This is a genomic window from Rhizobium pantanalense, assembly GCF_030182525.1.
In the GTDB taxonomy this organism is placed as follows: Bacteria; Pseudomonadota; Alphaproteobacteria; order Rhizobiales; family Rhizobiaceae; genus Rhizobium.
Map to the genome: position 1 here is coordinate 297020 of NZ_JAQJCH010000008.1, position 25998 is coordinate 323017.

The 25998-nt window shown below is 57.3% G+C and carries 29 protein-coding genes; 18 read left to right on the plus strand and 11 right to left on the minus strand.

All coding sequences use genetic code 11. The features are described from left to right. Positions 1 to 21: 21 nt before the first annotated feature. From PH558_RS21775 to PH558_RS21805, 7 genes are read left to right on the plus strand one after another with little or no spacing between them, the layout of a single operon-like run. Positions 22 to 627 carry a c-type cytochrome gene (locus PH558_RS21775; protein WP_285206379.1) on the plus strand — a complete coding sequence of 202 codons (606 nt, stop codon included), beginning with the start codon at positions 22 to 24 and terminating at the stop codon, positions 625 to 627. Then, positions 624 to 1622 (plus strand): cytochrome c oxidase subunit II, encoded by a 999-nt coding sequence (gene coxB, locus PH558_RS21780; RefSeq protein ID WP_285206380.1) that lies wholly within the window; start codon positions 624 to 626, stop codon positions 1620 to 1622. The genes PH558_RS21775 and coxB overlap by 4 nt, the downstream gene beginning before the upstream one ends. After that, positions 1619 to 3532: a cytochrome c oxidase subunit I gene (ctaD, locus tag PH558_RS21785; RefSeq protein WP_285206381.1), complete on the plus strand. Its 1914-nt coding sequence runs from the start codon at positions 1619 to 1621 to the stop codon at positions 3530 to 3532. The genes coxB and ctaD overlap by 4 nt, the downstream gene beginning before the upstream one ends. Then, positions 3529 to 4131 carry a cytochrome c oxidase subunit 3 gene (locus PH558_RS21790; RefSeq protein ID WP_285206382.1) on the plus strand — a complete coding sequence of 201 codons (603 nt, stop codon included), beginning with the start codon at positions 3529 to 3531 and terminating at the stop codon, positions 4129 to 4131. Before ctaD ends, PH558_RS21790 begins: the two co-directional genes overlap by 4 nt. After that, on the plus strand, positions 4128 to 4439 hold the full coding sequence (locus tag PH558_RS21795) for a hypothetical protein (RefSeq protein ID WP_285206383.1): 312 nt from the start codon (positions 4128 to 4130) through the stop codon (positions 4437 to 4439). The genes PH558_RS21790 and PH558_RS21795 overlap by 4 nt, the downstream gene beginning before the upstream one ends. Before the next feature lie 8 nt (positions 4440 to 4447). Beyond that, positions 4448 to 5323: a cytochrome c oxidase assembly protein gene (locus tag PH558_RS21800; protein ID WP_483314178.1), complete on the plus strand. Its 876-nt coding sequence runs from the start codon at positions 4448 to 4450 to the stop codon at positions 5321 to 5323. Continuing rightward, entirely contained in the window at positions 5298 to 5717 is a 420-nt protein-coding gene (locus PH558_RS21805; protein WP_095438876.1) for a c-type cytochrome, read from the plus strand. Before PH558_RS21800 ends, PH558_RS21805 begins: the two co-directional genes overlap by 26 nt. Positions 5718 to 5723: 6 nt before the next feature. Here the strand turns inward: PH558_RS21805 and PH558_RS21810 are convergent, their stop codons facing one another. Together PH558_RS21810 and PH558_RS21815 are read right to left on the minus strand one after the other, a co-directional pair. Then, positions 5724 to 6629, minus strand: coding sequence for a c-type cytochrome (locus PH558_RS21810; protein WP_285206384.1), 906 nt, complete (start codon positions 6627 to 6629; stop codon positions 5724 to 5726). Between the two features lie 142 nt (positions 6630 to 6771). Then, positions 6772 to 7332: an NUDIX hydrolase gene (locus tag PH558_RS21815; RefSeq protein WP_095438878.1), complete on the minus strand. Its 561-nt coding sequence runs from the start codon at positions 7330 to 7332 to the stop codon at positions 6772 to 6774. A gap of 346 nt (positions 7333 to 7678) precedes the next feature. Here PH558_RS21815 and PH558_RS21820 point away from each other — a divergent pair, with 346 nt between their 5' ends. The 5 genes from PH558_RS21820 to cyoD all read left to right on the plus strand — a co-directional run bounded on the left by PH558_RS21820 (position 7679) and on the right by cyoD (position 12314). Continuing rightward, the gene (locus PH558_RS21820; RefSeq protein WP_095439019.1) at positions 7679 to 8134 is read left to right on the plus strand and encodes a hypothetical protein; all 456 of its coding nucleotides are present in this window, start codon (positions 7679 to 7681) and stop codon (positions 8132 to 8134) included. Between the two features lie 133 nt (positions 8135 to 8267). Beyond that, positions 8268 to 9197: a ubiquinol oxidase subunit II gene (gene cyoA / locus PH558_RS21825; RefSeq protein WP_095438879.1), complete on the plus strand. Its 930-nt coding sequence runs from the start codon at positions 8268 to 8270 to the stop codon at positions 9195 to 9197. A gap of 2 nt (positions 9198 to 9199) precedes the next feature. Further along, complete coding sequence (locus PH558_RS21830) at positions 9200 to 11212, plus strand: cbb3-type cytochrome c oxidase subunit I (protein WP_285206385.1); 2013 nt, start codon at positions 9200 to 9202, stop codon at positions 11210 to 11212. Further along, positions 11209 to 11901 (plus strand): cytochrome c oxidase subunit 3, encoded by a 693-nt coding sequence (locus PH558_RS21835; RefSeq protein WP_285206387.1) that lies wholly within the window; start codon positions 11209 to 11211, stop codon positions 11899 to 11901. Before PH558_RS21830 ends, PH558_RS21835 begins: the two co-directional genes overlap by 4 nt. Further along, positions 11901 to 12314 (plus strand): cytochrome o ubiquinol oxidase subunit IV, encoded by a 414-nt coding sequence (gene cyoD / locus PH558_RS21840; protein WP_285206388.1) that lies wholly within the window; start codon positions 11901 to 11903, stop codon positions 12312 to 12314. The genes PH558_RS21835 and cyoD overlap by 1 nt, the downstream gene beginning before the upstream one ends. A 215-nt stretch (positions 12315 to 12529) precedes the next feature. Here cyoD and PH558_RS21845 read toward each other — a convergent pair whose 3' ends face one another. Beyond that, entirely contained in the window at positions 12530 to 12733 is a 204-nt protein-coding gene (locus PH558_RS21845) for a hypothetical protein (protein WP_112303624.1), read from the minus strand. 213 nt (positions 12734 to 12946) lie between these two features. On the opposite strand from PH558_RS21845, the gene PH558_RS21850 reads away from it, so the two are divergent. Beyond that, complete coding sequence (locus PH558_RS21850; protein WP_285206389.1) at positions 12947 to 14233, plus strand: NRAMP family divalent metal transporter; 1287 nt, start codon at positions 12947 to 12949, stop codon at positions 14231 to 14233. A 48-nt stretch (positions 14234 to 14281) separates the two neighbouring features. On the opposite strand, the gene PH558_RS21855 is transcribed toward PH558_RS21850, so the two are convergent. The 4 genes from PH558_RS21855 to PH558_RS21870 form a co-directional block, all read right to left on the minus strand. Next, positions 14282 to 14515, minus strand: coding sequence for a hypothetical protein (locus PH558_RS21855; protein WP_113406885.1), 234 nt, complete (start codon positions 14513 to 14515; stop codon positions 14282 to 14284). Positions 14516 to 14765: 250 nt separating this feature from the next. Then, on the minus strand, positions 14766 to 15647 hold the full coding sequence (locus PH558_RS21860) for an MBL fold metallo-hydrolase (protein WP_285206390.1): 882 nt from the start codon (positions 15645 to 15647) through the stop codon (positions 14766 to 14768). Positions 15648 to 15781: 134 nt separating this feature from the next. Further along, entirely contained in the window at positions 15782 to 16309 is a 528-nt protein-coding gene (locus PH558_RS21865) for a DUF4142 domain-containing protein (protein WP_095438886.1), read from the minus strand. Between the two features lie 86 nt (positions 16310 to 16395). After that, positions 16396 to 16584, minus strand: a complete 189-nt coding sequence (locus tag PH558_RS21870) for a hypothetical protein (protein ID WP_095438887.1) — start codon at positions 16582 to 16584, stop codon at positions 16396 to 16398. Positions 16585 to 16817: 233 nt separating this feature from the next. Between PH558_RS21870 and PH558_RS21875 the strand changes: the two genes are divergently transcribed. Both PH558_RS21875 and PH558_RS21880 read left to right on the plus strand, forming a co-directional pair. Beyond that, positions 16818 to 17027 carry a hypothetical protein gene (locus PH558_RS21875; protein ID WP_095438888.1) on the plus strand — a complete coding sequence of 70 codons (210 nt, stop codon included), beginning with the start codon at positions 16818 to 16820 and terminating at the stop codon, positions 17025 to 17027. Positions 17028 to 17206: 179 nt separating this feature from the next. After that, positions 17207 to 18679, plus strand: coding sequence for a phospholipase D-like domain-containing protein (locus PH558_RS21880; RefSeq protein WP_285206391.1), 1473 nt, complete (start codon positions 17207 to 17209; stop codon positions 18677 to 18679). On the opposite strand, the gene PH558_RS21885 is transcribed toward PH558_RS21880, so the two are convergent. Beyond that, positions 18632 to 19588 (minus strand): lysylphosphatidylglycerol synthase domain-containing protein, encoded by a 957-nt coding sequence (locus PH558_RS21885; RefSeq protein ID WP_113406881.1) that lies wholly within the window; start codon positions 19586 to 19588, stop codon positions 18632 to 18634. The genes PH558_RS21880 and PH558_RS21885 overlap by 48 nt on opposite strands. 67 nt (positions 19589 to 19655) lie before the next feature. Here PH558_RS21885 and PH558_RS21890 point away from each other — a divergent pair, with 67 nt between their 5' ends. The 3 genes from PH558_RS21890 (at position 19656) to PH558_RS21900 (ending at position 23136) form a co-directional block, all read left to right on the plus strand. Continuing rightward, positions 19656 to 20387, plus strand: coding sequence for an endonuclease/exonuclease/phosphatase family protein (locus tag PH558_RS21890; RefSeq protein WP_285206392.1), 732 nt, complete (start codon positions 19656 to 19658; stop codon positions 20385 to 20387). A 195-nt stretch (positions 20388 to 20582) separates the two neighbouring features. Next, entirely contained in the window at positions 20583 to 21734 is a 1152-nt protein-coding gene (locus tag PH558_RS21895; RefSeq protein WP_285206393.1) for a polysaccharide pyruvyl transferase family protein, read from the plus strand. Continuing rightward, complete coding sequence (locus PH558_RS21900; protein WP_483314173.1) at positions 21712 to 23136, plus strand: Coenzyme F420 hydrogenase/dehydrogenase, beta subunit C-terminal domain; 1425 nt, start codon at positions 21712 to 21714, stop codon at positions 23134 to 23136. The genes PH558_RS21895 and PH558_RS21900 overlap by 23 nt, the downstream gene beginning before the upstream one ends. Before the next feature lie 4 nt (positions 23137 to 23140). On the opposite strand, the gene PH558_RS21905 is transcribed toward PH558_RS21900, so the two are convergent. The 3 genes from PH558_RS21905 to PH558_RS21915 are packed head-to-tail and all read right to left on the minus strand — an operon-like array spanning position 23141 to position 25799. After that, on the minus strand, positions 23141 to 24079 hold the full coding sequence (locus tag PH558_RS21905) for a glycoside hydrolase 5 family protein (RefSeq protein ID WP_285206395.1): 939 nt from the start codon (positions 24077 to 24079) through the stop codon (positions 23141 to 23143). 20 nt (positions 24080 to 24099) lie between these two features. Beyond that, positions 24100 to 24699, minus strand: a complete 600-nt coding sequence (locus tag PH558_RS21910; RefSeq protein ID WP_285206396.1) for a histidine phosphatase family protein — start codon at positions 24697 to 24699, stop codon at positions 24100 to 24102. After that, entirely contained in the window at positions 24696 to 25799 is a 1104-nt protein-coding gene (locus PH558_RS21915; RefSeq protein WP_285206397.1) for an inositol-3-phosphate synthase, read from the minus strand. The genes PH558_RS21910 and PH558_RS21915 overlap by 4 nt, the downstream gene beginning before the upstream one ends. Between the last annotated feature and the right edge of the window lie 199 nt (positions 25800 to 25998).

Sequence of the window (25998 nt, forward strand, 5' to 3'; positions counted from 1 at the left end):
GAACAGGTTGGAACATCAGCCATGCCGTGGGAGGTAAGTAGAGAATTCTTTGATCGCGCATTCATAGCCGTCGCTTTTCTGGTGAATCTCGGCGCGGCCGCGCTCATCGGCGAGGCGCGAGAAGGGCGACAATATCGAACCGATCCCACCGTCGGAGCCGCCTTGGACGAGCTGCGCCTGATGCCGAACGGTATCAGTGGCACTCCGCCGGAAATCTATTTTGCCCTCGGCAAACCTTATGAGACCACCGCTTACGATCTCAGCCAGGGCAAACGGCTCTATTCCTGGTTCGGTTGCGGGGCATGCCATGGCGACGGGCGTGGCGGAAGAGGCCCTTCTTTCCTGGATGGCTGGTGGCTCTATGGTCCGGAGATGGTGTCGATCGCAGCCTCCATCCGCGACGGCCGTCCGCATGGAATGCCGGCTTTTCGCGACAAGATGACGATTGACGAGATCTGGCAGCTCGCAGGCTACGTCCAGACGATCGGCGCATATAAGGCCAAGATCACCGCGCCGAGCCGCAATGACGACAAGCAGACCCGCCCAGCGGAAAACCGAGCGCCGGCGGCAATCCTGTTCGACGAAGGCCCTGTCGGACCGAACGCTGTACAGGAGCCGTCCCATTGAAAGCGGGCGCTGCCGTTGTCCTGTTCGTGTCGGCCATCCTGATTGCAGGATGCAACGGCGCTCAGTCGGCCCTGAATGCTGAGGGAGCCGCGGCCGTTCAGCTCAAGCATCTCATCATCGGGATCGTGGTCGTCTGCTGCGCTGTGTGGGCTCTGGTCATGATCGTGCTGGTCCTCGCATTGCTGCGCGCTAGGACGCCGCGGGAAAGTCCAAGCTCCGAGGGCGAGCGGCGGATGGGCAAGCTGGTGACGGCGGCTGTCGCGGCGACCGTTGTCATCATCGCCGGTTTGACGATTGCAAGCTTCTATGCAACGCGCGGCCTCGGCATGTCCAAGGATGCCACTCTGGCGATCAAGGTTCGCGGCCAGCAATGGTGGTGGCAATTCATCTACGATGATGTCGATCCGGCCAAGTCCTTTCAGACGGCCAACGAGATGCATATCCCGGTCGGTGTGGATATTCGCATCGAGCTCGAAAGCTCGGATGTCATTCATTCCTTCTGGGTACCGAGCCTAGCCGGTAAGCGCGACCTCATTCCCGGCCGGCAGAACGTCATAACCATACGAGCGGAGCGGCCAGGTGTTTATCGCGGTCAATGCGCGGAATTCTGCGGGCTTCAGCACAGTCACATGGCACTGTTCGTCATCGCGGAGGACATGGCCGCCTATCAGCGCTGGGCTGCCGCCCAGAGGGCCAGTAGCGTATCGTCGGCCGATCCGGAGGCGACAGCCGGCAAGGCTCTCTTCATGCGCAAGCCCTGTGCGGCCTGCCATACCATACGCGGAACCGAGGCATCGGGATCGACGGGGCCGGATCTGACGCATGTCGGAAGTCGCCAGACGATTGCGGCAGGGTTGCTCGACAATACCCGCGGTTCGCTTGCCGCCTGGATTGCCGATCCGCAGACACTGAAACCGGGGAACAACATGCCGATGGTTCCGCTCTCCAGTGACGAGTTGCGGCAGCTTTCCGCCTATATGGAAAGCCTCAAATGACGAACGACAACAAACCCGCACAACCGACGGATTTGATGTTCGGCGATGACGAGCTCGAACGGCGGCTCGCGCAGACCTGGAGGACACCGGCCGGTGTCTGGGGTGCTCTCACGACAGTCGATCACAAGATCATCGGCCGCCGCTACATCGCCACCGCATTCGTCTTTCTCGCCATGGGCGGGCTGCTTGCGCTCGCGATGCGGCTGCAATTGGCGCAGCCGGAAGCACGCTTCATCGGTCCGGACCGCTACAATCAGATTTTCACCATGCATGGCTCAAACATGATGTTCCTGTTTGCCGTGCCGGTCATGGAAGCCATGGCGGTCTATCTCGTGCCGCTGATGGTCGGCACCCGCAATATCGCCTTCCCGCGCTTGAATGCCTTTTCCTATTGGATCTATCTGGCCGGCGGTCTGTTGTTATGGATCTCGTTTGCGCTCGATACTGCGCCCGACGTCGGATGGTTTGCCTACGTGCCCTTGTCTGGACCGCAATATGGTGCGGGCAAGCGCGCCGACCTTTGGGCGCAGATGATCACTTTCACGGAAGTTGCGGCTTTGGCCGTTGCGGTGGAAATCGTCGTCACCGTCTTCAAGCAGCGTGCGCCTGGTATGTCGCTCGACCGCATTCCGCTGTTCGTCTGGTCGATGCTCGTCACGGCCTTTCTCGTCATCATGGCCATGCCAGCGATCATGCTCGCCAGCTCGACGCTGATCCTCGATCGCCTGGTCGGAACACATTTCTACAATCCCGCAGAGGGCGGCGATGCACTGCTATGGCAGCACCTGTTCTGGTTCTTCGGCCATCCCGAGGTCTATATCATCTTCCTGCCAGCTGTCGGCATGGTGTCGACGATAATAGCGACCTTCTCGCGCCGGCCCGTATTTGGCTATCTTCCGCTCGTCATGGCGCTGATCGCCACGGGGATCCTGGCGTTCGGCCTTTGGGTGCATCACATGTTCGTCGTCGGCCTGCCGAAGCTCGGCGAAAGCTTCTTCACCGCCTCCAGCATGGCGATCGCTATTCCCGCCGGCATCCAGATATTTTGCTGGCTGGCGACAGTATGGAGCGGACGGCCGGTCTTGAAGACACCGCTGTTGTTCGTTCTCGGTTTCATCGTAACCTTTGTCATCGGCGGTCTGACCGGGGTGATGGTCGCCTCGGTGCCGTTCAATACCCAAGTACACGACACCTATTTCGTCGTCGCACATTTCCATTACGTCCTGGTCGGCGGCGCCGTGTTTCCCTTGCTCGGTGCTATTTATTACTGGTTTCCCAAGATAAGCGGGCGGATGATGAGCGAGACGCTCGGTCGCTGGGCATTCGCGCTGATCTTTGCCGGCTTCAATCTGACATTCTTTCCCATGCATATTCTCGGGCTCGAGGGCATGCCGCGGCGCATCTACACCTATCAGCCGGAAATGCCCTGGGCCGGGATGAATATGTTCGTAAGCTTCAGCGCGCTTATCCTTTCGCTGGGATTCCTCGTTTTTTTCGTCGATGTCATCCGCAGCACTCGGTTCGGGCAGATCGCAGGCGAAAACCCCTGGGGTGCCTCGACGCTCGAATGGGCGACATCGTCGCCGCCGCCATGCTTCAATTTTCGCCGTATTCCCGTAGTCGGCGCTCGCGATCCGCTGTGGTCGCAGCCGGAAGAACTTACGGTGGCGGGCGGGCTGCGCACTGATCGGCGCGAATTGATCGTCAGCAGCGTCGTCGAGGCGCAACCCGAAGCAAGCGAGTCCTCGCCTGGAAATTCGATCTGGCCGCTCCTGGCAGCTCTCGCCACCACGGTGATGTTGATCTGGTCGATCTTCTCGCCTTGGGCAGTCATATGGGGATCGATTCCGATCGGGATCACGTTGACCGGGTGGTTCTGGCCGAAGCAGACACCGGAGGATGAATCATGAAGGAGCGCGTCGTCCTCGACGTTTCAAGGCTGCCGCCCCACGGCATGGGGAGGGCAAGCCCGACCTGGTGGGGCACCTGCGCCTTCATGCTCATCGAAGGGTCCGGCTTCGCATTGGCGATCGCAGTCTATTTCTACCTGATGAGCCTCGCCCCGCACTGGCCGATCGACGCGCCGGCGCCCGGCCTCGTTCCCGGCACGACCCTGACCGCGATATTACTCGCGAGCGTCGTACCCAACATTCTCCTATCCAGATGGGCGCGGCAAAGAGATCTGCGCAAGGTGCGGATCGGGCTTATCGTCATGTCGGTACTCGGGGCGGTGCCGCTAATCTTGCGCGGTTTCGAATTCGCCGTCCTCAACATACGCTGGGACGATAACGCCTATGGCTCAATCATCTGGACGATGCTGGGGCTTCATACGACCCACATCGTCACCGATCTCATCGATACGCTGGTACTGACCGGTTTGATGTTTTCGAAGCATGCCGATAATCCGCGGCGCTTCGGCGATGTCGAAGATAATGCCATGTACTGGAACTTTGTCGTGGTGGCGTGGATTCCCTTATATGCATGCATTTACTGGGTGCCACGTCTATGATGACCACGGCGGCAAAATATGGCGGTTTGATCCTTGCCCCGCTTGTATGGGCCGGCAATACCCAGCTTGGCCAGCTCCTCCCCTATGTCGATTGCAGCCGGCATACGTATTGGTCCGTCCTGACATCTTCCGTCGCAATTCTGCTTGTGTTGGCGAGCGCGGCGATACCGCAGGCCGGTTCTACGCCGGAGGAGGCGCGAACGGGGCTGTTCCTCCGTCATCTCAGTGTCCTCGTTGGGCTCGCTTTCGCCTTCGCGCTTTTCCTGCAGGGAGGAGCCGCGTGGCTCTTGGACGTATGCGAGCATTAGCCGCCCTCATGATCCTGCTGTTGACGGGGCGGGAAGCTGCCGCACATGGCGCGGAAGCGCATCTCTTTCATTCTGTCTGGACGATCGACCCGTGGATCGTGACACCATTAGCGGTCGCGGCTTTTCTTTACGGCCGAGGTTGCTGGAGGCTGAGGCGACGCGCTCGAATGAGCCGATCCGTCGTGGCGAAGCGCGCCCTTTGCTATTGGGCTGGCTGGCTGACGCTTGCCGGTACGCTGCTGTCTCCGTTGCACTGGCTCGGAGAGCAGCTCTTTACGTTTCACATGATCGAGCACGAAATCATCATGGCGGTTTCCGCTCCGATGATCGTCATTGCGCAGCCGGCCGGCACGTTCCTATGGGGGCTGCCGGATCGGCTGAGGCGCTGGACGGGAAGGGCGATGAGACGGGGCTCCGTGCTGATCACCTGGCACTGGCTGAGCGGAGGAACCAATGCCACCCTGTTGCATGCCGTCGCCCTATGGGCCTGGCATGCGCCGATCCTGTTCGATGCCGCCGTCGGCGATGTCACGCTGCATCGCCTCCAGCATCTGAGCTTCTTTGCCACCGCTATCCTGTTCTGGTGGTCGATCTTCTGGCGCAGCAATCGCGGCGTGGCGGCGTGGCATCTGTTCCTAACCATGCTGCACACAGGAGCGCTCGGTGCGCTGATGGCGCTGGCGCCACGCGTCCTTTATGTCGCGCAGACGCATGCTGCGGAAACATGGGGCCTTACGCCGCTCGAGGATCAGCAGCTCGCCGGGATAGTCATGTGGATTCCAGCCGGGACGATTTACGCCGGTGCTGCGCTCGCAATGGCAGCGCTATGGATAGCAAATGCCGGTAGGGGAGCGGACGATGTTCAGCACATCCGCCCATTATAGATACCGCGGTATCTGGCTGGGTGCGGCAGCCATTGCAGTACTTTGCACTGTGATCGGCGTAAACTGGGCAAAGACTTCGCAGCAGCGATTGCAGGTCGCGCGCGTGCTGACCGGAGGCGGCGATCCCTCCCGAGCACCACCGATCTTTCGTCGATACGGCTGCACCGGATGCCATGAAATCCCTGGAATCGCCGGCGCGGATGGTCAGGTAGGCGGGACTTTGGTGGGTCTTCAAAAACGGGTCTACATCGCCGGCGTCGTCAATAATACGGGCGATAATCTCGTTCATTGGATCGTGTCGCCACAGGATTTCTCACCCAACTCGGCGATGCCGAAAACAGGGATTTCGCAAGCCGAGGCACGCGATCTCGCCGCCTATCTCTACACTCACTAATCCCATTTAAGGATGCGGCGTCGGTCGAGGAGGCAGGCTCTTGATGTAGCGCGCGATGGCATCGCGATCGCTCTGCGGCAGCATCGCCATGTTGGTGACGACCTCGGCCATGGACGAGCCGACGCGGCCATGATTCGGCGTATTGCCGCTCTTCAGCATTTCCGCGATGTCGGCTTCGGACCAATTTCCGATCCGGCTCGGCGTGATATTGGGAACGAAGCCCGTGTCTTCAGGATCGGTGCCGCCGGCAAACCGTGTTTCGGGCTTTATCGCACCGAACATATTGCGCGATGAGTGACATTCTGCACAGTGGCCCAGGGTCTCGACCAGATAGCGGCCACGAGCCACGGCAGGATCGGTGCTGGCGGGTCCTTGCGTCTGCCCTTCATGGAAGAACAGCAATTTCCAAAAACCCAGCAGGCGGCGCATGCGGAATGGGAAGAACAGATCATGCGCGGGGGGGCGGCCGGAAACCGGAGCCAATGTCCTCAGATAGGCCCTTAGATCGCTGATGTCCTCGAGCCGCATGCCCGTATAGCTGGGATAGGGAAATACCGGATAGTAGTGCTGATGTCGCGGCGAAACACCGCCAATCAAGGCGTTAGCGAGATCGACGGTGCTCCATTTTCCGATGCCATCAACGGGATCGGATGAAATATTGGGTGCACGAAATGTGCCGAAGGGCGATGCAAGTGCGAGACCGCCGCCCAATTTCAGACGATCCTTCTGGCCTGGGGTGGCGTGGCAGGACGCGCAGTCGCCGGCGGCGAATATAAGCTGGCCCCGCACCGGATCGCCGTTGTCTTGAAGGCGAGGATCACCAGCTGTAAAAGGCATGGCAGGGTCTGTCACGAACCAGATCACAGGGACGGCCAGCAAGGCGGCCAGGCACAGCCAAATCAGAATGCGCATGGTTCTATCGACCAATTCCACGGAGCGCGAAAGATCGTGCTCTCGTAAAACTGCCCATCGGACTATCCGTTCCGTTTGTGGGCGGCGGGCTCTAAAGATTATCGATTGTCAATCGCGCATGTCCCTTCCATTGGTTCCGTGCCTAAGTGGTGATTTTCAAAAGGTTTCCTTGCGCAAGGGCAAGCAGCAGGGCAGAGGTGTGAATGGCTTGGCAGATTCCACCTGTGAGGGCTTTGTTTACCGCCTCCGTCAAAGGCAGCTGACGCAGTATGACACGTTCTGAAGGATCATTCATCGGCGCTTGGCTCTCCATCAGCCCGGTCGCTAAAACGATGTGGCTATAGTTGGTTTGCATGGCTGGATTGGGTGCAAGGCGCCCACAATATTGCCAATGGCGAGCCTCAAAGCCGGTCTCTTCAAGAAGTTCACGCTTGCCGGCTTCCAAAGGTGTTTCGCCAGCATCAATTCCGCCACCGGGTACTTCGAGCGATACGATACCGAGCCCATGGCGGTACTGTTCCAGCAACAGGACGGAGCTGTCGTCACCGATTGCAACGACGTGCACCCAGTCAGGATATGAAAGAACGTAGTAGGGAGAGATCGAGTGACCTTCGCTGGTTACGCAATCATCGGCCCTTACGTCGATCCACCGATCCTTTAGGATCTGCCGCGATGATTGAACCGTCCACGGCTTCAATTCCATTGTCGTTTCCCTCCGTTAACGCCATTTGGCCAAGAGTTGGCAAAGAGAATGTGACGATCCCGCGGCCAGAAGCCGAGTTTGCCATCGCTCAACGCGCATTGGCGATAAAGGTGCCGCAGATGAGCGGGAAAACTTCTTGCTGCCAAGAATGGAGTGAACAAAACGTGAGCTAAAAAGAAGCGCCGCTCTGGCCGAAAATGCAATCGCGGAGAGAGCTCGTACATCGCTTCCTTTCGGGCTCCTTCCCGAGCCCAGCGATTAAGGCACGGCGCTAGGCCTTGAAAGCGGGAACCAAGTCGATTGCGTGGCAGTTATGGAACCGATGCAGGAAACAACGAGGAATGTCATGTCGAATGTTTCGAGAACAGGCACCGACGATGTCAATAATGCAACCAGTAGGACAACTTTCGGGCGATCAGTCGAGAGCAAGAGCCAGCTTCGGGATGCGGCAACCATTGCTACAGGAACCGATGTCGGGGAGGTGCTGAATATCTACCGTTTGGAACCCATCGCCGCTCCGGAAGATCCGCATTGGGACAACGCCCCCAATCATGGCACGGTTGTCGTGGCAGCCAGGACTGCAGGCGACGCGCGCATCGTGGCGGCGAGCAATGAGCTTGATTTTATGGAAGTCGATGCGGCCCCTGCCGAAGATGTGACGACCAGCAATGCGAGCGCATTTCGCGATGATAAGCTTTATACCGTGATCGAGATTGCTCGAGGCCGAACCGACCTCAAACGCGGCGTGCTGGAAGGTGAGGTGTCTGTCGATACGATTCTTCCGACGCAAATCGATCGCTGATCATTTGACCTGAAGCCAGAATTCAGAGCGCTGCGAAAACGGCGGCGCGCTGAACGCGGCAAGACGACATTTTGGATGGAACAATGCCTGACGTTGCAAGTTCGGTGAGCCGCAACGGAGAGGACGATCCAGAATGAGCGGCTTGGAAAATCCAAAATCGGCATCCGCTCGCATATGGCGCAGCACAGCTTTTGGCCTGTTGAGTTTTGGCCTCTCCTCATGTTCCCTAGCGGTATTGAATCCGGTTGGTCCCGTGGGTGCCGGTGATGCTGCAATTCTGATCAACGCGACCGTAATCATGCTTGCCATCGTGGTTCCGACCATCCTGCTGGCGTTCTGGATGGCATGGCGTTATCGCGCCTCGAATCCCCGAGCGGAATATCTTCCGTATTGGTCCTATTCCGGACGGATCGAGGCGGTCGTCTGGTCAATTCCGATCCTGACGATCATGTTCATCGGCGGCCTGATCTGGATCGGGTCGCACAGGCTCGACCCGTTCAGGCCGCTATCGTCGAGCAAGCCGCCTGTCGAGGTGCAGGTCGTATCGCTCGATTGGAAATGGCTTTTCATCTATCCGAAAAACGGGATTGCTACCGTCAATCAGGTCGTGATTCCGACCGGCACGCCGGTGCACTTTTCGATCACGTCTGCAAGTGTTTTCAACGCGTTCTTCGTGCCTCGGCTTGGATCGATGATCTACGCCATGCCTGGCATGATCTCGCAACTGCACCTCCAGTCGGATGAATCCGCTCGCCTGCGGGGCATATCCGCCCAATTTTCCGGTGACGGTTTCTCGGACATGCAGTTCGAGGTCAAAAGCGTCCCGGATGCCGAGTTTGAAACCTGGATGAAGAGCGCTCAGGCAACCGATCTTCCCCTCGATCGGGATGTCTATGGCAAGCTCTTACAGCAGAGCGAGCGCGTCCAGCCTGCGACCTACCGCTTGGCGGATCCCGAGCTTTTCAATGCCATCGTTCAACAGACGATTCCGCCAGGCCCCGGTCCAGAGGCCGAGTCCCGACAACATGCGGGTCGCGAGACTTCCACCGGGGGAAAGGATTGAACATGTTGGGAAAACTCGGGCTTTCGGCGATTCCCTTGTCTCAGCCGATCCCGCTGATCACATCCATCGCCGTTATCCTCATCGCAGCTGCGGTCTTGATTCTGGTCACCGTAAGAAGATGGTGGCCCTATTTGTGGCGAGAGTGGATCACAAGCGTCGATCACAAGCGTATCGGCATCATGTATTGTCTGCTCGGTGTCGTCATGCTCATCCGCGGCTTTGCCGATGCCATCATGATGCGCACCCAGCAGGCAGTCGCGATCGATGCCCCCGGTTATTTGCCGCCAGAACATTATAATCAGATCTTCACCGCGCATGGAACAATCATGATCCTGTTCGGCGCCATGCCGCTAGGGCTGGGATTCATGAATTTCCTCGTGCCGCTGCAGCTTGGCGTCCGCGACGTTGCCTTCCCGACATTCAACTCGGTTGGGTTCTGGCTGACCGCCAGCGGCGCGCTCCTCGTCAATGTGTCGCTCTTCATCGGCGAGTTCGCCCGCACCGGATGGCTGCCATACCCGCCCCTCAGCGAGACGAGCTATACGCCAGGCGTGGGCGTCGACTACTATCTTTGGGCCGTGCAGATTTCCGGCATCGGAACCCTGATAACCGGTATCAATATCGTCACGACGATATTGAAAATGCGGTGCCGGGGCATGAGCTATCTCCGAATGCCGGTCTTTTGCTGGACCGCGCTAGCTTCTTGTCTGCTGATCGTGGCAGCCTTCCCGATCCTGACGGCAACGCTCGCGATGCTGACGCTCGATCGCTATGTCGGATGGCATTATTTCACAAATACGGCGGGCGGGAATCCGATGATGTTTGTGAACCTGATATGGGCGTGGGGCCATCCGGAAGTCTACATCCTCGTCCTGCCTGCCTTCGGCATCTTTTCCGAAGTCTTTTCGACCTTTTCCGGCAAGCCGCTATTTGGCTACCGCTCCATGGTCGCGGCGACGATGTTCATTTGCATCGTTTCGATGCTGGTATGGCTGCACCACTTCTTCACAATGGGGGCCGGCGCCGCGGTCAACACCTTCTTCGGCATCTCCTCCAGCATCATTGCCGTCGGCACCGGCGTCAAAATCTACAACTGGATCTTTACGATGTATGGCGGAAGGGTTCGTTTCGAAGTGCCGATGCTTTGGTCAATGGGCTTCATCTTCACCTTCATCATAGGCGGGTTGACAGGTGTCCTGCTCGCCATACCACCAGCGGACTTCCTGACGCATAATTCCATGTTTCTGGTGGCGCATTTTCACAATGTCATCATTGGTGGCGTCGTGTTCGGCGTTTTCGCGGGCATGGAATTCTGGTTTCCGAAAGCATTCGGTTTCCGGCTCCATGCAGGTTGGGGCAAAGCAGCCTTCTGGCTGGCTTTCGTTGGATTTTGGGTGACGTTCACGCCTCTTTACGTTCTCGGACTTGATGGGATGACACGGCGGCTGCAGCACATCGACGTTCCTGAATGGGCGCCCTGGCTCTATGTCTCCGTCGCCGGTGTCGGCATTCTAATCCTGGGGGTCATCGCGCAGGTCATTCAATTGGTGGTCAGCATTCGCGAACGGGAAAAGCTGCGGGATGTCACCGGAGATCCGTGGGATGGTCGTTCTCTTGAATGGGCAACCCCGTCGCCGCCGCCGTTTTTCAACTTCGCCGTCATGCCGAATGTCGAGGGTGAGGAGGCCTATTGGGGTATCAAACTTCGCGCCGTGGAATCACAGCAACTCTCGCCTGAACCGGATTACGAGCCGATCGAGATGCCGGTGAACAGCCCGGTTGGGATCTATACGGCCTTTTTCGCCACGGTGTTCGGTTTCGCGATGATCTGGTACATCTGGTGGCTTGCCATCGTGGCGCTCGTGGCGGCCTTCATCGGCTTCGTGGTCTTCGCATGGCGCGACGTTCATGAATTCGAGGTTTCGGCCGACGAGGTCGCGCGCGTCGATCGCGTCCGGCGCTCCGCTCGCGAGGCGATGCTTGCGCGCATGTCCGAACAGGGAGCATTGCCATGACCGATACCGGCTTGCCGGCGAGCGTCGAAACCATACGGCGCGTTCGTGAAGACCCGCATCGTCTGGGCCACCGTGCTCACGGCTCGGGGGAGCCCGCGGTGGGAACTGGTCAGGGCGCTACCGGTCCTGCCGACAGGCGGATTCTTGTCGGCTACGGCTTCTGGATCTATCTGCTGAGCGACATCATCATTTTCTCGTGTTTCTTTGCTGCATTCGCCGTGCAAAGGGGAGCGACGGCAGGCGGGCCGGCGATTGCCGATATCGTCGACGTGCAGCGCGTGGGATTCGAGACGGCGGCGCTGCTATTGTCGAGTTACACCTGCATGCTGTCATTTGCGGCGACGAATGCACGCAACAGGCTGTGGACGCTCATCTTTCTGTTTCTGACAGGCCTGCTGGGATTGATATTCGTTCTTCTTGAACTGTGGGAATTCGTCGAGCTCGCCGATCGCGGCTTCACGCCGCAGCGCAGCGCAATGCTTACTTCCTTCTATGGGCTGGTCGGACTGCATGGCTTGCACGTCACGCTCGGCGGCGTCTGGCTGGCCACGATGATGGCCCAGGTTTTCATAAAAGGATTTCGCCGCGAGATCATCCATCGATTGATCTGTTTCAATCTCTTCTGGCATGCACTCGACATCGTCTGGATCGGCATTTTCACGATCGTCTATCTGATGGGAGTTCACTGATGAGTATCTCCGACACCGACACGGACGTATATGATAACCGACAAAATTTGCGGGATGATCATGCGCCCGGCGACGAGCCACCGGAAGAAAGCGGCCACTGGGTGCTGAACGCAAACTTGGGCCTGGGATTTTCTATCATTCTGACGGCTGCTTCCTTCTTGCTGGCCACTTCCAACATTGTTTACGGGCCGGCAATTCCGGTAGCGCTTATCGTCCTCGCAATTGCACAAATGGGCGTGCATCTGGTGTTCTTTCTGCATATCACCACAGGCCCCGACAATACCAACAACGTCCTCGCACTGGCATTCGGCATACTGGTCGTCGTGCTGATCGTTCTCGGTTCCATCTGGATCATGGACCATCTGAAGCAAAACATGATGCCGATGGATCAGTTAATGAATATGCAGCCATAAGTATCTGGATTATGCAGGCGAAGCTGCGTGACGCCGCATCGCAATGCTTGCCAAGTAGAGAAATACAGTGAAGGAGCTTCAATATGTCACCGAAGTGCTTCGCTCTTCTATTTGCGATCTGCATTTCGCTGACGGCTGGATATATGCTCAGCTTCGTATGGCTTTCCGCTGCAATAGCCTACTAGATTTTCATCCGGTCGGTACGGAATACTGTCCTATTCCTTTGCGCGTGGCTTGCCCCGATCATTCCTGGAAATGCGCACGCCCGATTTACCAATCGGCGTCACCAGATCTTTTTCAAGGACAGTTGGGGCCATTCCCTCTTGTTCACTCGATTGCTGGATCGGAGCGGGATTGTCCGATGTCGTTTTCCTGGAAGGAGTGTTCGGATCGTCGGACTTTGTTTCTTTGCCTGTCATGATGCAGCCTTTCTTTGGAAACGAACCTTACTGCGAAAGAGCCGCAAAGTTCCACGAGATCGGAAGGGTAAGAGGTATTTGCTGGTCGCACGGAACTTCCGCCGGTTTCGCCACTTAGGCGGAAATGACATCTTTCATGCGATTGTTTCATAGCGAACTGACAACCCCTAGACGCTCCCCGGTCATGACCGAGCGTGTCCGGAAAGTCTCGCAATGAAGCACCAGGAGAGCGATGGATCCCCCACCAGGCAACGTCATGAAGGAGTGAGCCTGCTCGGCCGCGGTCTCATTTCTGGAGCGGCTGACGACGATCCCTCCGCAATCGGCACCTATGCCAGCGCCGGAGCACGCTTCGGTCTCGGGATGCTATGGACCGCGCCCGTTACGCTGCCGATGATGTTCACGGTCGTGTACCTTTCGTCGAAACTCGGGCAGGTAACCGGACGTGGACTGTTTCAAGTCATCCACGACAATTATCCCCGATGGTTTCTTTATCTGGCGTTGGCCGGAGTCGTTATCGGCAATACGATCGAGGCCGCTGCCGACTTGGGCGGAATGGCAGCGGCCGTCAACCTTTTCGTGCCGCTTTCCGTTCCCCTTATCGTTGCCATGATGGCGGTCATTCTGCTCTGTCTACAGGTGGTGGGCTCCTATATCCTCATTCGCCGCATTTTCCGCTGGCTGGCCCTTAGCCTGCTGGCTTATGCAGGCGCGGCTATATTGGCGAAACCGGACTGGATGGCCGTTCTTAAGGGCTCGCTCATTCCATCCATCGAATTCAACGAGGAATTTCTTTCGATCATCGTGGCGATCATCGGCACCACGCTGTCGGCGTATCTCTACACTTGGCAATCCAATGAAGAGGTCGAGGAAAAAATCGCCGACGGAAAGATTTCGGTGAAAGCTAGACGAGGCGTCAGCAGCTCGAAACTGGCTCGGTCCCGCAAGGAAATCCTTGTGGGCATGACGTTCTCCAACCTGGTCATGTACTTCATTATTATGGCGACCGGCGCGACGCTGCATGTTCAGGGGCATACGGATATCCAGACGGCCGCGCAGGCGGCCGAAGCGCTAAAGCCAATCGCCGGGCAGGCAGCCGGGTATTTGTTTGCCGCTGGAATCATAGCGGTCGGATTTCTGGCAGTTCCCGTCATGACGACGGGGGCCGCCTATGACCTCGCCCAGTCAATCGGCATCAAGGGCAGCCTGAACGCCGGTGCCCGAGAGGCGCCGGGATTTTACGTCATCATCGCAGCGGTAACGTTGGTCGCGGTCGCGATGAACTTCGTTGGCATAAATCCGATGAAAGCCCTGGTATGGTCCGGCGTGGTTCAGGGGTTTTCTACTCCACCTCTCTTGTTATTGCTGCTGCTCATGACGAACAACAAGGCAATCATGGGCGAGCATGTGAATTCACGTCTTATGAACATCGCTGGCTGGCTAACGGTTCTGGCCATATTCTCGGCGAGCGCCGGGCTGGTGGTGACATGGATCATATAGGATGGGAGATGGAGGAGGTATCCGCCTGCCGATGGAAGAATAAGCTTCTCACATCCGGCAGAAGATCTGGCCTTGAAGGCTCAGATTGGCGCGCATGGATGCGACGCGGCGCTCCGCGTCGGCCAGATCATAGGCCCAGAAACTGATGCCGAACGTCCGCCCGTCGATTTGGTAATCGGCCAGGAAGCGGAACATGGCACGCCCGTTGCGATCGCTTGTACGGAACTCGGGTTCGGGGTCACGATCGCTTCGACGGGCCTGCGGAAGCCGGATCACGTTCATTGTCGAAACTCCTGTCACTCATGCGCTTTCGCCGGCGATCCCGTGGTGATGGCCTCATCGGCCCTCACCGGTCCATTCTCAAACTTCCGGATACAGTCGTTGTTCCAGCGGTGAGCGGCAGTTTGTAGAGGGCGTCTGGAGAACGAGCCGGGTTACGACCTGCTCTTTTGAATCGATCCCTTGGTTCTCGCAGGATCTTGCAAAAGTGGAGAAAGTGAAAGCGCAGCCGGTCTTGCAGCGTGGCAAACCCTCAGGGCCGGCAATAGGCCGTGCCGTCTGTAGCTCTTGCCGGATGACCGACGTATCGGCCGTCCGGTGGCACTGCAATATCCCAGAAATTGGTTGCCAGCGTATCGAGGGCTGCGCGCAAGCCAGCCCCGCCCAGCGCCGGGCCATGGCCGCTGATCAATCGTTCCGGCTTGAGACTGGCAATCTGCTTTGCTGATTGTTCCGATGCCTGCCAATCGATCGTCAGATAGCGAGGCGGACCATGCAGCCTGGGAGCCTGCGTCACTACGTCGTAGACGGATTCCTGGCCTGTCGTGATGACGGCGTCACCGGCGAGGAGGGTGCGATCGCTTTCGCGCCAAAGGGAGATATGTCCCGGTGTATGGCCGGGTGTATGCAGCCATGACCATTCGGAAGCGAAAGGTACGGTACCATCGGCAGGCAGGCTTTGAAGCAGGCTGCCGAGGTTGGAGGGGCCGCGCGGCAGCAGGGGCGACATGAGCGCAAAGCTTCCGCCACCAACCCACGGGTCTGCAGGCGGATAGGAGGCGCGTCCATCCAGGTAAGGATGCTCGAGCGGATGGGCGTAGACCTGCACATCCCAAAAAGCGGCCAGGCGTTCGACAGATCCGGCGTGGTCGATATGTCCGTGAGTCATGATAATGGCAGCGGGCCGGGAGGTCGCACCGAAGCGGCGCGCCGCGGCTGCCAAGATCCGATCCTGTGACGATGGCAAACCGGTATCGATGAGGAGCCAGCTACTATCCGGCACAGGTCTGCCGAGAAAAACCGCATTGACGATGGAGAGCTTCAGGTAGGCCACATCATCGCAGATTTTTCGCGTTCCATCCTCGTTTTCGACTTCGATGACATCGCTATCGCTGAGATGCAGTTGGTCATCCATTTCCCACACTCCGTTGCAAGCCAAATCGTCTCCGAACCGCCCATCAATCACTTCGAGATCGATTGTGTTTCACCTCCGGATGAGCGGATGAAATACAGCCATGCTATAGCCATCCACTCATCCCGGTGGCCTTTTTACTTTGGAAGTTCCTTGGCCATTTGCAGATGCTGCTCGAGTTTCGGCCGCGTATTGGCAGCCCAGGTCTTCAGGCTTGCATCCTCGCCGCCATTTCCATAGCGTTTGAAAAGATCAACCGCATTCGCATGAGCTGAACGCTGGTCCGCGTCGTAGCGTTTGACAAAGTCATTTCCCTGCATTTTCTGCAGTCGCGCCAACATCTTCTTCTGGCTTGAGCTCATCTCCGTCGGCAGTGTCGCCTTGACCTTTCCGCTGTTGACGAGATCTTTGAGCTCATTCGTTGTCTTTTGGTGGTCATCAATCATTTGCTGAGCGAATTTTTTCGTCTGATCATTGCCGCGCTGCAGCGCGAGCTTGCTCGATTCAATTTCAAACATATCGCTGCTGGCGGCTTCATTGACAAAGTCTTGCGTATTCGGCGCCGCCCCCACGAGAGAGTTGACACCTGTCTTCTCTGCTGTCGATTGGGAGTATGCTGGTGCCGCTGCCAGTGTTACTGCAATAGTGACGATCGCGAGCTTCATGCCGGTCTCCTTTTCACATCTGCCTTTATCGGATCCAAGTATCTTCCGTTTGGCTTGGTTTCCTGCTGTTTGAAGGTACGCGGCAGCTACCGCGCGTTGGAAAAGATGATGGTTCCGTTCAGTATCCATTCGGCGAGTGTCAGCAACGCGATGATCAAAAGCGCAAGTACGATCAGGTATCCCGCCCGCCGTTTTCTGCTCTTCTGTTGAGGACTATCGTTTGCAGACACAATCGGATCCGTTTCGACGGAATTTTTCTCATCATCATTCCGCATTTCTTCTCCTTCAAGATAGTCGCAACGCAACTATCGCAGGCAAGGAATGTTCCCGGGTCGGAACAATAAAAACAATAAATCTGTGCCGTGTGTGGATGCCGGTTCCGCAGCCCAGAGGGAACAATCGACAGAAATGGAAGTTGGATGTTCCAAAGGTGCCTTCGCTGCGGTCCACCCTCATCGGATGGTCAAGGTGAAGCATTGTCATCCTGGCAAATTGATGGAGATGCATGATGGCTCACGCAGGAAAAAAGCACTTCTCCCGCGGATCGAAAGGCAAAGGTGACGCGTCAGGCGCTGCTACGACACTTGAGGAAGGCAAGGTCGGAGAAAATGCCGTTCTGTCCAACCGTGACAAGGCGCAACATTCGAGAGAAAGAGGTCTCGACAGCCGCGACGTTCAGACAGAACAATATCGCGATCACGTCAGCAATCGCCGCTGAGCAATAGCGAACAAGCAAAACGGCGAGCAAAACGAATTGTCATATCCGCGGTATCAAGTTTCGAAAATTCCACCAATTGGCATCCCTGCAAAGATGATATCAAGTAGGGATGCCCAGGGCGATTAATGAGGGTATGGCAAGATAACGATCCCCCGGTACCGGTCGTCAAGCGACAGCGAGTGTGGACGCAAAAGCCTGGTTATTTGAATCAACCGCGACAATTGCAGATTTCAGCCACGATGCAGCAAAGTGCCAAGCCATTGTTGTCAGGGACTGCGGAGAAAGCGAGCTTTCTCATCAATGGCAAGAATTATTTTTCATGCCTGGCCGGGGCGGTAAACGAGGCTAAACGGCAGATCTGGATTATCGGCTGGAACTTTAATCCGGAAATATTGCTGGAACCGGAAAAATCGGACGTAACCTTAGGAGATGCCCTCGAACGAGCAGTCCATTCTAACCCGGATTTGCAGATCCGCATTCTGGTTTGGGCACTTGGGCCAATCTATTCGGATAAATCCCTAAGAATATTTTTTCAAAAAGCCTTCCCGAAGAGTAATCGTATCCAGCTGCGCTTTGCGATTCAGCCCGTCTTGCTCGGCTGCCATCATCAAAAGCTTGTTTGTGTTGACGACAATGTCGCGTTCCTCGGCGGCATTGATCTGGCATCGCGCAGGTGGGACACACGCGGCCATCGGGCCGGAGATCAGCGCAGACGAGATTCGGAGGGCCTGCCATACGAAGCGGTGCATGACCTGCAGGTCATGGTAAGGGGGCAGGCAGCAAGGATGGTCTCTGACATTGCCAGACAGCGGTGGGCGGCAGCAACTGCCGAGCGGCATGGACCCTTGGCATGTACTTGCGAGCATGAATTGCAATGCGAAGAATCTCTTTCTCTTTCCAACATATCAATCAGGCTTGCCGTCTCAGATCGCACGAGAGGGTCGCGCGATAATCTCGGAAGCGTCACAGCCAAACAGATGATCGATGCAGCGAGGCGCCATCTCTACATCGAAACGCAATATCTCGCCTCCTTCAATATTGCCGAAGCATTGGCCGCGCGTTTGAAGGAGAAAGAAGGACCCGAGATCGTGATCGTCTGTGCGTACCACTCGCACGGTTTGATCGAAAAGATGATCATGGATAGGAATAGGGCTAGGATCATTGCAAAACTCAAACATGCGGACGAGTTCGACCGTTTGCGCGTTTTCTACCCGGTCATTCCGGATGGAACGCGGCAGGTGCCTCTTTTTATTCATTCGAAGTTGTTGATCGCGGACGACACCCTGGTGCGAATTGGCTCGTCGAACCTCAATCATCGTTCGGAGAGTTTGGATACGGAGTGCGACATTCTGTTTGAGGCCCAAAGCGACGAACATAGGAAGGTCATCCGCAGCCTGCGTCACAGCCTTCTTTCGGAATTTCTCGGCTGTTCTTCCGAAATGCTCGATCAGGTCTTTGAGCAAAACGGCTCTCTTATCCGTGCGATCGCGGCGCTCGATCTTGGCGCAAGGGGCCTGAAACCGCTTCACTCGAAAAGCCGAAAGACTACACCTGTTTTAGGGACGGCCCTGTTTGACCCCGCACGGCCCTGGCCGCCATCACCCCTACGTCGTGTCGCGGGTCGATTGCGCCGCATGCTTCGGTTTGGCTGATTGCTGGCTGAAGATCAGTTCGGTAATCATCATCGCGATACCACCGAACAGAAGCGGAATGAGATAGTAGATCAGGCGAAACGCGATCAAGGCCCCGATCGAGGCGGCATTCGGAACAGCATATGACAGGGTTGTCTCCAGGATACCGAGACCTCCGGGGACATGCGTGGTGAGGACAAGAGTGTTGGCAAGCACGAATGCCGTGACGGTGCGGAAATAGGATACTTCGGCATAAGCCGAAAATAATGCGTAAAGGCATCCCGAGACGAAGGCAAAGTTCACCGTGCCAATCGCAATTTGTGCCAGAGCTATCCTGGCTTGAGGCAATTCAAATGACCAATGCCATAAGGTCAGCCGCCCTCGCAGGTATTTAGCCAGAATACCATAGATCGCAGCAACGCAAAGAAGAGCGCCACCCAATATCCGCAGAGTTGGAGGGTCGACGTGTAGCAGTGTAACGATATCTTCCGAAGCGATAAGCAAGGCAATACCGCCGATGGTTATCAAGCCAAGGGCGACTGTCACGCCGGAAAATAGAATGATCTTCGCGACATCTTCCATGCTAAGGCCCCAGCGAGCATAATAGCGATAACGAAATGCACCGCTACTGAGCCCTGCAAATCCGATATTATGGCCCATCGACAGGCTGATGAGGGATGCCAGCGCAATTTTGGAATATGGCAAGGACTTTCGAAGCGATAGAATGGCCAGATAGTCGAAGCCGGTCAGGCTGATATAGGACGCCGCCGCGAAGAGGATCGCTGCCGCAAGGTAAGGGAACGGAAGTTTGTGGAGCGATGCGTCGATCTCTTCCAGACTATAGTGCGAAAGGATCCGATAAAGAAGAAAAAGCGCCAGGCAAAGCGCACCAAGCATTGCCGCATTCCATATCAAGCTTTTCCGGGTCATCGGGTCTGCCTTTGTTCACGCCGGCGATGCGAGCGGAACGACTGGGCGGCTTCGGTGTTCCCCACATATGACTAACGAGAAGCGAATCAGAATAGTCACGTACAATGTGCACAGCTGCATTGGCACCGATCGCAAGATCGATCCAGCTCGGATCGCATCCGTCATCGCTCAAACACAGGCTGATATCGTGGCGCTGCAGGAAATCGACGTCCGTCGTTTGCGGACAGGGCGCATCGACCAAGCAAGTATGATCGCGTCGCTTTTGAAAATGGAAGCTCATTTCAATCCGACCCTGACATTCGCAGAGGAGCAATATGGAGACGCGATCATAACCAACTGGCCGACAAGGACGGTCAAGACTGGTCCCTTGCCCGCGAGCGGCGAGCCTCGCGGCGCTCTTGCAGTCGAGATTGTCATCGGCGATGTCATATTGAACGTCGTCAACACACACCTCGGTCTTCGTGGGCGAGATCGCATTCAGCAAATGACGACATTGCTGGGTCCCGCGTGGCTGCATGCTTCCGTGAAGCCAGGAGCGACAATCCTGTGCGGCGATTTGAACGCTATTCCTGCGTCCGCCGCCTATCGGCTGATCGGCCGGCTCCTGAAAGATGCCCAGCTTCAAGGAAAAGGCCCGGCGCGTCCGACCTTTCCCTCCAGATACCCTCTGATGCGCCTCGATCATATATTTGTCAGCGATGACATTCGGGTCATTGACAGTGCCGTTCTGCAAAACAAGCTGACGAAGGTTGCTTCCGATCATCTGCCTGTTATCGCCGATCTGATCCTTGAGCGCTAGCGATTGCCTGAAGGATCGAGGTATCCCAGCGCCGGAACGCCGTCGGCAAACCTGATGGGCATCTCCGCGTCGGCGGGGAACATTCGATCATTCGCACGGTTTGAAGGCGAACAAGAGCACAAACCAGCACTGCGGGTGACGTGCGCTTGAATGGCCCCAGTTTCATAGCTGTCAGCAGGACAACGGAAAGATCACATGCTGGATCAGAACCGCTTCGCCGGTCATGTGCATGCACTGAATACCGCCGGAAATATTCTTATCGACGACGGTGGCGGTCGCCAGGCGGGCGTGCTGACATTCCATGGCTGTATCAACTACGGATCCTATTGGCAGGCGCGCTGTCTGGTCGAGGGATTGCGATCGATGAACGTCGACGCGGTCCTGCTGAACCACAAATCAAAACGCATCGATTTCGCCGAGTGGCGTTGCGCGTTTCGGCCCGAGCTTCCAATTGCGACTTCGGCGGAAGATTACCCGCTTTACCGAGAGAAGATCCGCAAGTTCCTCGATGCTGTTTCCCGGCTGCCACTATCCGCACCGTTCGCGTTAGAGGATCCATCGGCTATCGAAGATCTGCCGCTCGTCATCGTCGGCAGCGACGAGGTCTGGAATTTGCATCATCCCTGGTATGGCGGCAGCGGCCTCTTCTTTGGCGAAGGTTTGCAGAAGCCTCTACTTTCCTCCTACGCCGCCAGCTTTGGAAATTTCAGTTCGGCGCGGCGGCTGAACGGCCACTGGGCCGAGAAACTGCGTAACTTTTCCCGCATTTCGGTGCGCGATTTGAATTCAAAGCTGCTCATCCGCGAGGCTTTAGGGATAGAAGCCGAATTGGTGCTCGATCCGTGCCTTCAGTTCCCGCAAGCGATCTTCGATGCCGGCAAGGAAGACTCGGTCTCGCCTTACGTGGTTGTCTACGGGCACAGCTTTCCGGCTTGGTTTCAGCGGATGGTTCGTGATTGGGCGGATGTGAATAAGACCCGCCTGATCAGCATCGGATATAGGAACAATTGGGCTCATCAACACCGCATCGACGCGGCGCCGGAAGAATTCGCCCGCCTGATCGGCGGAGCCAGCGCGATAGTGACGAATTTCTTCCACGGCTGCGTATTTGCTCTCGTCAACGAAAAGCCACTGGCCAGCGTTCTCTCCGATTATCGATCGAACAAGCTGCGCGATCTCACGGCGATGGTCGGGATCGAGGAAAGTGTTATATCCGAATTCAGCCCCGCGTCTCAATTGCATCTGGCCTTGACGGAAGCGCCGGGGCCGGATGTCGCCCGGCATATCGAAGGTCTTCGTCGTAACTCCAGCACCTTTCTCAATCATGTCCTCGAGCAGGCATTCTGACCCCTTGGGAAATACCGGCCGGTTGAGCCCGGCTGATGTCATTTGCTCCGGGCTCTGTATCGGATGTGGTGCCTGTGCGGCGCGTACGCATGAGAATGACGTCCATATGGAGTTCGATCGTTTCGGACAATGGAAGCCGCGTGCAAGTGGCGGCTGGATGCGAGACCGAACTGCGGATTTTTCCCGGATATGCCCCTTTTCTCCGCGCAGCACGAACGAAGATGCGCTCGCCGAAGAGCTCTTCCCGAATGCCGCCAAAACCGACCCTCAGCTCGGCCGATGGGAGGCGACATTCGTCGGTCATGTCGCGGAAGGCGCCTTTCGCGCCAGCGGCAGCTCGGGAGGTATGGTCACATGGGTGGCAACCGAGCTCCTTCGCAACGGGCTTGTCGATGCGGTGGCGCATGTTGTCGAGAGAGGGGGGCCGGCGTTAGATGACGAGCGCTTGTTTTCCTATACGCTCTCCCGCGATCCGCAGGCTCTGCTGGCAGGCGCCAAGTCGCGCTACTACCCGGTCGAGATGTCGGGGGTGCTCGAGCAGATCAGGAAGACCCCAGGTCGATATGCCGTTGTCGGTGTTCCCTGCTTCATAAAAGCGTTGAGATTGTTGAGCAGCGTCGATCCGATCCTGAAAGAGCGCATTGCCTTCACGCTCGGGCTCGTTTGCGGCCATATGAAAAGCGCGCGCATGACCGAGAGTTTCAGCTGGCAGATGGGTCAGCGGATTGAGGATGTCGAGCGGATCGACTACAGATCAAAATCTCCGGATCGCCCGGCCCACTGGTATCGCGCAAGCCTAAGCCTGCAAAATGGCGAGCTTCGGGCCCGAGATTGGTGGAAACTCGTGGACGGCGATTGGGGCGCGGGCTTTTTCCAGAATTCCGCCTGCAACTATTGCGACGACGTGGTTGCGGAGACGGCGGATATTGTCTTAGGCGATGCCTGGCAGGAGCCCTATTCGTCAGACGGGCGGGGAACCAATGTCGTCATCGTGCGCTCGAAAGCGCTTCTCGAGCTCGTTCGCGCCGGTATGGAAGCTGGACGCATTTGCCTCTCGCTTGTCGACGACGCCTTCGTTGTCAGTACCCAGGCCGCCGGTTTTCGGCAAAGACGGGAAGGCTTGGCCTTCCGTCTGAGTTTACCGCGATTTGGCATGCGCCCCCGCAAGCGCGTCGCTGCGGCAAGTCATGGGTTGGGCGCCCGGCGCAAGATGATCTACGGCATGCGCCTAGCCATTAGTTTCTGGAGTCATCGTGTCTTTTGGCTCGCCCGTGAAATGCACTGGCCAGCTCTCTATCTGAACTGGGCTCGTCTCACGCTGGGCTGCTATCATGCGCTGGCCTATTCGCGCGGACCTATGGGGCGGTTGCTCGATCGCTTTTGTCCAGACAGGAAGCCATGAGGACTTAGAAAGCCGTCATAGCCGAAGGCGGACGGTCGAAGCGATCAGCGGCCTGATGAGGGGCATAGCGCTCGACCATTTCGCGGCAGAATTCGGCGAATTCCTCGGGCACCAGCGGTGCACTCGTATGATGAGGCGCAATGCCTCGATGTTCCGGCGTGAAGCAGAACGTGACCGTGACATCGAAGTCCTCAAGGCTGCGCATTTGCCGATCGAACCAGTCCAGCGCGTTGGGGCGGAAGCGATCCGCCCAGGAAAGGCCTGTCCTGATCGATTTCACCCCGAGCCGCTTCATCCAGGCGACCGCCTCGTCAAGGCGCGGATCTTCGAAGTGAAACCATTGAACCAGGCCGAGTTCCGGGACATGCCGGGCGAAGGCGTCGAGGGCCGGCTTCGGCGTACCGTCCTCACGCAGAAGACCCATGTAGTAGTGCCGATAATAGGAAGAACCCTCCGCTTCCTTATGGCGCGTCGTCGCTTCCCATGATCTCGGAAGGTCAAACAGACTGTACCACTGGAATTGCGGCACCTTTCCCTTGAGCAGCTCGACGGTACGGTTCAAGCCCCAAAGCTGCACGTCTTCGGCGCCAAAACTGGATACGCCCACCTCGCTGACCCAGACGGGAAGATCGGTGACACCAGCGATTTCCGCAATTCTCTGCGGCCATTCGTCGATCTGCCAGAGATTCCAATCCAGCGGAAAGCCGTGGACTGCGACGGCGTCGAGATGGTCCAAGACGCCGTAATTCTTCATTCGGTCCATGAAAGCGGGATCGATCGGAGAGATGCCGCCAAGCACCTTGATCAGATCGGGATTCGCAAGTGCGATCGCGTCAGCGGCCAATATCGCCATTTCGGCAAACCGGCTCCAGTCCGGATCTATCTCCGGATCCCAGTGCGACTTGTTGTTTGGTTCGTTCCAAATCATAGCTGCTTTGATCATGCTGGTCTCCCGCGACGAGCTCATGGATTCATTTCATTGAGGGTGATGATTTTGGCTCCCCAATCTCCAACGACCATGTGGGTCACGGATGCTGGTTCCACATCGAACCTCGGCCAGGCGTCGATCGGCAGGCCGAGAATGTGGCTGATGGCCGCCTTGATGACATCGCCGTGGGACACGAGCGCCAGCCTCTTGCCGTCAGCCTTGCTGGAGAGGTCAGCAATCAAATTCCAAACGCGGGTCTGGACGTCGAGCATGGTTTCGCCGTTCGGCGCCCGTACAAGGCTGCGCATCGTGTTCCAGCGGCGCCATTGGGCGTCTTGATCGAGCGTCGAAAAGGTTTTGCCTGTCCAATCGCCGAAGTTCACTTCATCCAGTGCCTCTTCGATCTGCGGCGAACCCAGCCCGCATGCGGAGACGATTGCCTCTGCTGTCTGCCGAGTGCGTTCGCGCGGGCTGCTGCAAACCGCGTCCAGATGTTCGCGCGCCATGCGCAGTCCAAGGCGATTTGCCTGCGACAAACCCGCTTCGCCGAGAACGATCCCCGGCGTGCGACCTGCAAGAAAAGCGCCGAGATTGTCGTGAGCTGCGTGACGAACAAGGAACAAGGTCGTCGTCATTCCGCCGCTCCGGGCAAGGCATCCTCCTGGTCCTCGATGAAGGCCTGTGTGCGCCTGCGGGCTTCCTGATCGGTAAATTGTCGGGGCGGCGATTTCATGAAATAGCTCGAGGGGCCGACCAGAGGGCCGCCGATGCCGCGATCGAGCGCCAGTTTGGCACAGCGTATCGCGTCGATAACCACACCGGCCGAATTGGGCGAATCCCATACTTCCAGCTTCAATTCGGCATTGAGCGGCACGCCGCCGAATGTCGTGCCCTCCAGCCTGATATAAGCCCATTTGCGGTCCGCGAGCCATGGAACATGATCGCTCGGTCCGACATGGATATCCGTCGGAGCGAGCGGTACATCGAGCTGACTCGTCACCGATTGCGTCTTGGAGACCTTCTTCGATTCAAGCCGTTCGCGCTCCAGCATGTTGAGGAAGTCCGTATTGCCGCCGAAGTTCAGCTGATAGGTGCGATCGACCCTTACGCCACGCTCGCGGAAGAGGTTGACGAGCATGCGGTGGACGATCGTCGCGCCCACCTGGCTTTTGATGTCGTCCCCGATGAGGGGCAGGCGGCGCTCGGCAAAACGGCGCTGCCATTCGGGTTTGGAGGCGATGAAAACGGGGATGCAGTTGACGAAAGCGCACCCTGCGGCGAGCGCCTGTTCGGCATACCATTGTGTGGCCTCCTCGGACCCGACCGGAAGATAGGAGACAAGCACTTCTGTCTGCGTCTGGCGCAAAATTTCGGCGACATCGGCGACCGGCTCTTCCGATTGCGGAATCTCGTCCTTCAGGTATCGGCCCAGGCCGTCGAGCGTCTTGCCGCGATTGACCTTGATACCAGTTGGGGCGACCTCGGCAAAACGCTGGGTATTGTTCGGCTCTGCGTAAATGGCTTCGGCGACATCCTTCCCGACCTTCGAAGCGGCAATATCGAAAGCCGCCGAAATCTCGACGTCGCGAACATGATATCCCCCGAGATCCACATACATGAGGCCAGGAACGGGCTCGTTGCTTTCAGCATCGCGATAATAGGTCAGTCCCTGCACGAGCGAGGACGCGCAATTGCCGACACCGACGATAGCTACTCGAATGGAATGAGAACGCATGTCTTTCTCCAGCATCTACAAAGCCATCCTCAAACAAAGAGAGCGGGCATCTGTTCCCGAAAAATCTTTCAATGGATCGCAAGCCGGTTTCGCGCGTTCGATATGGCTCGGATCGAAGAGGTGTAGCGATGCTGGTCTATGGAGATATGGAGCGTGTCGAGGAGGCCGCGTCGATATACTGCCGGATCTTAGGTTACAT

Bases quoted from the DNA above. Each gene is read 5' to 3' on its own strand.
- PH558_RS21800 (WP_483314178.1), top strand. From the start codon at position 4,448: ATGATCCTGCTGTTGACGGGGCGGGAAGCTGCCGCACATGGCGCGGAA.
- PH558_RS21830 (WP_285206385.1), top strand. From the start codon at position 9,200: ATGTTGGGAAAACTCGGGCTTTCGGCGATTCCCTTGTCTCAGCCGATC.
- PH558_RS21875 (WP_095438888.1), top strand. From the start codon at position 16,818: ATGGCTCACGCAGGAAAAAAGCACTTCTCCCGCGGATCGAAAGGCAAA.
- PH558_RS21795 (WP_285206383.1), top strand. From the start codon at position 4,128: ATGATGACCACGGCGGCAAAATATGGCGGTTTGATCCTTGCCCCGCTT.
- PH558_RS21890 (WP_285206392.1), top strand. From the start codon at position 19,656: ATGACTAACGAGAAGCGAATCAGAATAGTCACGTACAATGTGCACAGC.
- PH558_RS21910 (WP_285206396.1), bottom strand. From the start codon at position 24,699: ATGACGACGACCTTGTTCCTTGTTCGTCACGCAGCTCACGACAATCTC.
- PH558_RS21775 (WP_285206379.1), top strand. From the start codon at position 22: ATGCCGTGGGAGGTAAGTAGAGAATTCTTTGATCGCGCATTCATAGCC.
- PH558_RS21835 (WP_285206387.1), top strand. From the start codon at position 11,209: ATGACCGATACCGGCTTGCCGGCGAGCGTCGAAACCATACGGCGCGTT.
- PH558_RS21865 (WP_095438886.1), bottom strand. From the start codon at position 16,309: ATGAAGCTCGCGATCGTCACTATTGCAGTAACACTGGCAGCGGCACCA.
- PH558_RS21810 (WP_285206384.1), bottom strand. From the start codon at position 6,629: ATGCGCATTCTGATTTGGCTGTGCCTGGCCGCCTTGCTGGCCGTCCCT.
- PH558_RS21855 (WP_113406885.1), bottom strand. From the start codon at position 14,515: ATGAACGTGATCCGGCTTCCGCAGGCCCGTCGAAGCGATCGTGACCCC.
- PH558_RS21820 (WP_095439019.1), top strand. From the start codon at position 7,679: ATGTCGAATGTTTCGAGAACAGGCACCGACGATGTCAATAATGCAACC.
- PH558_RS21790 (WP_285206382.1), top strand. From the start codon at position 3,529: ATGAAGGAGCGCGTCGTCCTCGACGTTTCAAGGCTGCCGCCCCACGGC.
- PH558_RS21845 (WP_112303624.1), bottom strand. From the start codon at position 12,733: ATGACAGGCAAAGAAACAAAGTCCGACGATCCGAACACTCCTTCCAGG.
- PH558_RS21805 (WP_095438876.1), top strand. From the start codon at position 5,298: ATGTTCAGCACATCCGCCCATTATAGATACCGCGGTATCTGGCTGGGT.
- cyoD (WP_285206388.1), top strand. From the start codon at position 11,901: ATGAGTATCTCCGACACCGACACGGACGTATATGATAACCGACAAAAT.
- cyoA (WP_095438879.1), top strand. From the start codon at position 8,268: ATGAGCGGCTTGGAAAATCCAAAATCGGCATCCGCTCGCATATGGCGC.
- PH558_RS21815 (WP_095438878.1), bottom strand. From the start codon at position 7,332: ATGGAATTGAAGCCGTGGACGGTTCAATCATCGCGGCAGATCCTAAAG.
- PH558_RS21885 (WP_113406881.1), bottom strand. From the start codon at position 19,588: ATGACCCGGAAAAGCTTGATATGGAATGCGGCAATGCTTGGTGCGCTT.
- ctaD (WP_285206381.1), top strand. From the start codon at position 1,619: ATGACGAACGACAACAAACCCGCACAACCGACGGATTTGATGTTCGGC.
- PH558_RS21900 (WP_483314173.1), top strand. From the start codon at position 21,712: ATGTCCTCGAGCAGGCATTCTGACCCCTTGGGAAATACCGGCCGGTTG.
- PH558_RS21895 (WP_285206393.1), top strand. From the start codon at position 20,583: ATGCTGGATCAGAACCGCTTCGCCGGTCATGTGCATGCACTGAATACC.
- PH558_RS21905 (WP_285206395.1), bottom strand. From the start codon at position 24,079: ATGATCAAAGCAGCTATGATTTGGAACGAACCAAACAACAAGTCGCAC.
- PH558_RS21915 (WP_285206397.1), bottom strand. From the start codon at position 25,799: ATGCGTTCTCATTCCATTCGAGTAGCTATCGTCGGTGTCGGCAATTGC.
- PH558_RS21850 (WP_285206389.1), top strand. From the start codon at position 12,947: ATGAAGCACCAGGAGAGCGATGGATCCCCCACCAGGCAACGTCATGAA.
- PH558_RS21870 (WP_095438887.1), bottom strand. From the start codon at position 16,584: ATGCGGAATGATGATGAGAAAAATTCCGTCGAAACGGATCCGATTGTG.
- PH558_RS21860 (WP_285206390.1), bottom strand. From the start codon at position 15,647: ATGGATGACCAACTGCATCTCAGCGATAGCGATGTCATCGAAGTCGAA.